The following is a 3,887-nucleotide window of genomic DNA, read 5'->3' as shown; positions in this document are numbered from 1 at the left end:
GACTTCCAGGCGAATCATCTCGGATTCTCGATTAATGGGATTGAGGTTTTTCAAAGGTTTCCAGAAGTCGCAGTCTTATTAGGGTACCGCGATCTGGCTTGCTGTGAACTTCTAGCTGCGCGCCAATTAGGCGAGCGCGTTCCGCCATACCGTGTAATCCATATGAATATCCGGCGCGCGCAGAAACAACGTTGAATCCCTGCCCGTTGTCCCTGATGATCACTTCGATACCGGCGTCTGTATTGGCAAGTGTGACATCGACTTGGGAAGCTTTGGCGTGGCGGGCAACATTGGTAAGTGATTCTTGAACGATACGAAAAATTGCCGTCGCACGAGGGTCAGGAAGATTTGGTTCGGGGTGAGTGGATTGGAATCGACACGGAATCTTGGTGTGGCGGCTAAAGTCTGCAGCGAGCCATTCCAATGCGGACGCGAGACCATAGTTCAATGCTGTGGGTCGCAGGTGACTCACTACATTTCGCACAATGCGAATGGTTTGTTCAATCAATTCGCGCATCTCTTCAGCCTTCTGAATCACACCAGATCCCGTCGGCAATTGCATGCTTAATAAGGAGAGGTCCATTTTTAGGGCTGTTAAAAGCTGCCCTAGTTCATCGTGGATTTCCATGGCTATGCACTTCCTTTCCTCCTCCCGAATCGCTTCCTGATGCGCATGTAATTGTTGGAGACGCTCCCGGGATGCTAGCAATTCGAGTTCGGTCCATTTCCGCTCGCTCACCTCTAGCTCTAGCCTATCGCGCTGCAATTGCAAATCTTCCAAGGCATGCTTGCGGGCGGTCACATCGGTGAGCAATCCTTCGAGATAACGAAGGCTACCTTCGCTTCCCATTAGGCCGCGTGCATTCAATTGGACCCATATAGGTGTTCCATCAAGCCGACTCAACTGAAGTTCGAGGCCGCGAATTTCGCCATCGACGTTCAGGGTCTTGAACAAAGTCGCAGTTAGGCTGAGAGAAAAGGGGCTTTTTGGTCGACCATCGCTTTCTGCAGACACAGTCAAATCACACGCGTTGTCATAGCCAAGCAGTTGAGCCATCGCGGGATTGGCTTCGGCAAGATTTCCAGCTTGATCGAGGAGGAATATACCCTCGACAGCATTCTCCACGATGCTACGGTACTTTCTCTCGCTTTTTTGAAGAAGCAGTGTCGATGTACGAAGCTGATCGGCCATGTAATTGATTCGCACGGCGAGACGCCCGAGCTCGTCGCCAGATTTCACCTCGCATCTCGCATCAAGATCTCCACCAGAAATCTTATCGACCATCTTTTCGAGGCCATTGACGGGGCTGCGGACCATGCGCTTCAGGAGGAGGAAGCTAGCAGCGTAAAGCACTGCTAGGAGCGCTGCCATAATCGCAAAGATGGCCTGCCGGGCGCGGTTGATTGCCTCCTGAGCGACAGCCTTGGTTAGTACGACTCGAATTTCCCCGATTTTCTCTTTCGGTGCGTTTCCGGGCGGATCATATTCAATTGCTCGTACACGTACAACGCTTTCGCCGTCGTTTAAGTGACGGGAACCTTTTACAGTAGCTACCGTTCCGTAGCCTGCCGCGGTAACCGTAAACTCGGCAACTTCAGGGTTGGGTGCAAGCGCGGCGAGTTGGTTTTCGATTGCGCGAAGATCAACGTTCCATAAAGGCAGAACAAGCGATTGGCTGAAAAGGTCAGCAATTCTTGTGGCCCGGTCCCCTAGTGCGAGAAGTCGGCTGTTGCGCTCGTGTTCTACTAACATAGAAGCTGAAGTTCCGGCGACAGCTGCGACAAGCACGACAAGCGAAAGCATCAACTTGGTATGAAGATTTAGGGACCTCAGCGAAAATTTGGCACGCACACGCATCAGAGGCTTCTGGTCGTAGTTTTTAAAAGATGCTTAAGATCGAAATCATAGGAGCCTTCCCGTTGATTTAAATGCTTTGAATAGGGTCTAACGTCAAAGGCTTCGATTCGTCTAAAAACGACATCGGAAAAACGTCTGGCGTTCGTGCGCTCGATAATGCCAAGATAGTCGAGTTTTAGACGCGGCCCCCCATGTTTCGCAAAATCCTTGCCCCAGTGATAATCGTATAGCAGTACCATTGCCCAAGCACCGACAAAATAATCGCCTGCTACGATGCCCGCAAGGCCGCCATGAATCACGCTTTCAAGCGCTTCTTTCAAAGCTCCCATGCCGCCTACCAGAACATGGGCGTTGTTAAGCTTGACGGCATCAAGTGCACCCAGTGCCATAGTGTCATTGGCGGCCCACATGACATTGGCTTCGGGGTACCGTGCCAGCAGTACGCGAGCCTTTTGGTGGCTATCGGCTCGACTCCAGTCACTAAAAACCAACTGACAGATGCGCCCATTTGCCGTTTGATTCAGGAAGGTGGCGACCCCGGCAGCCCTTTCCAGCGAGACTGGTGTATTAGGATCCCCAGTTATTCCAATAACATTAACCTCTCGTCGGCCGAGTCGTTGATATAAAAACTCCATCAGGCGAAATCCGCCCAACTCGGCGTTCGCCGTTAATGTGCCGATCCAGTTCGAAATTTTTTCCCGTTCATTGCCGACGTACTGGCGCTGTTCGGACGTCAGATCGTTGTGAATAACTAATATTTTGGACGGTGAGTGAGCCAACACTTTAAGCATTTGTTGTGCGGCCATCTTCTCGTTGACAATGATTACGTAGTCTGGGGGAAAACTACGTCGGGCAACTTCCTCCGCCTGGCGCTGCATGAGTAAATGATCACGCTCTGCGTACAACACCTCCAGTTGCATATTAAACGTCGTTGCGGCCATGCCCATAAAACTGGACACCAATTGCCAATGTTGACCGGTGCCACGTTCAGCGGATTCGCCGGGGTTGAGAAACACAACGTGGGGCCGCCGTTCGAATGCATGTGTCGAATGTATCATGTTTACAAGCCCGGCATACGCTCCGGCGCGGAGCATCTCTCTGCGATTCATTTTCGAAATTTAGGTTCTATCAAACCATCTAAGCGCTATGGGGGCGGCAGCTCGAAACGTGCTCTGAAGCGGCCGGTAGATTGTATTACCCGTCGGATTTCATTTCTATAGAGAGCGCACGTCAGAATAGTAGCGATGGTATTGGCAGCAGCCAAAAAAATCGTACGAGTAGGGCGACAGCTTCAGTAGGTCTTAAGCCCTAAGAGGCACTCTACATGTTGATGATAATTGCAGCTTGAGAATTATGCGGGATTTTCATTTCAGTGGCATATCCTGCACTTCGACAAAAGGTTCGTCTACCGCATCATGCATTCTATGACCAGGTGAACGATCGTAAGGCGGAGAAAACCACATGCGTAACGCTTGGGGGCCCAACCCCCAAATGGACCGGCACATGCAGGGAGAGGCAACGAGTTGGGCGGCGGCAGAATTCAAGGACATTGACTTGGGCGACTAGCGCCTGAACAAGCGGGCGGTGCTGCTAGCTAGCGATAGCATCGCAGAGAAACCGACGGCAAGCATACCCAGCGCATGCGGCGGCTGGGCGGAAACGGCTGCGGCGTACCGCTTCCTGGCGCAGGATGAACTGGACTGGCGCGATATTCTGGCGCCCCACTGCCAGAGTTAGGCCGAGCGGATGCGGGCATGCGAAGTGGTGCTCTGGATCCAAGACACTACGGAACTGGACTTTAACGGTCAGACTATCACTGTCTTGGCCGACTTACGCTGTATCGCCATCGCGCGAACCGCCTGGCGTGCTCTATGCTTACATGTGGGCACGCGAGCCGAAGAGTGCGGATGGAGTGCGCCCCAGCATCAAGGAAAGTACCCGCTGGATCGAAGGATATGAGCGGGTCGCGGAACAGGCGGCCGCACTGCCAGCCACACGACTTGTCTATGTGTTAGCGCCGATGTAAAAC

The 3,887-nt window shown here is 52.5% G+C and carries 2 protein-coding genes and 1 pseudogene; 1 reads left to right on the top strand and 2 read right to left on the bottom strand.

Features of this window, described 5'->3' with window-relative positions:
• Positions 1-31: 31 nt before the first annotated feature.
• Together MKD38_RS30250 and MKD38_RS30245 are read right to left on the bottom strand one after the other, a co-directional pair.
• Positions 32-1,858: a sensor histidine kinase gene (locus tag MKD38_RS30250; protein WP_012354625.1), complete on the bottom strand. Its 1,827-nt coding sequence runs from the start codon at positions 1,856-1,858 to the stop codon at positions 32-34.
• Entirely contained in the window at positions 1,858-2,874 is a 1,017-nt protein-coding gene (locus MKD38_RS30245; RefSeq protein ID WP_232348028.1) for an ABC transporter substrate-binding protein, read from the bottom strand. The genes MKD38_RS30250 and MKD38_RS30245 overlap by 1 nt, the downstream gene beginning before the upstream one ends.
• A 553-nt stretch (positions 2,875-3,427) precedes the next feature.
• Here MKD38_RS30245 and MKD38_RS30240 point away from each other — a divergent pair.
• Positions 3,428-3,869, top strand: a pseudogene (locus MKD38_RS30240) (transposase DNA-binding-containing protein); the annotation flags it as partial.
• Positions 3,870-3,887 lie beyond the last annotated feature (18 nt).

It is taken from the genome of Cupriavidus sp. WGlv3 (assembly GCF_023952475.1).
Taxonomy (GTDB): Bacteria; Pseudomonadota; Gammaproteobacteria; order Burkholderiales; family Burkholderiaceae; genus Cupriavidus; species Cupriavidus phytorum.
The sequence above is the reverse complement of the archived record's forward strand: the minus strand, read 5'-3'. Positions and strand labels throughout refer to the sequence as shown.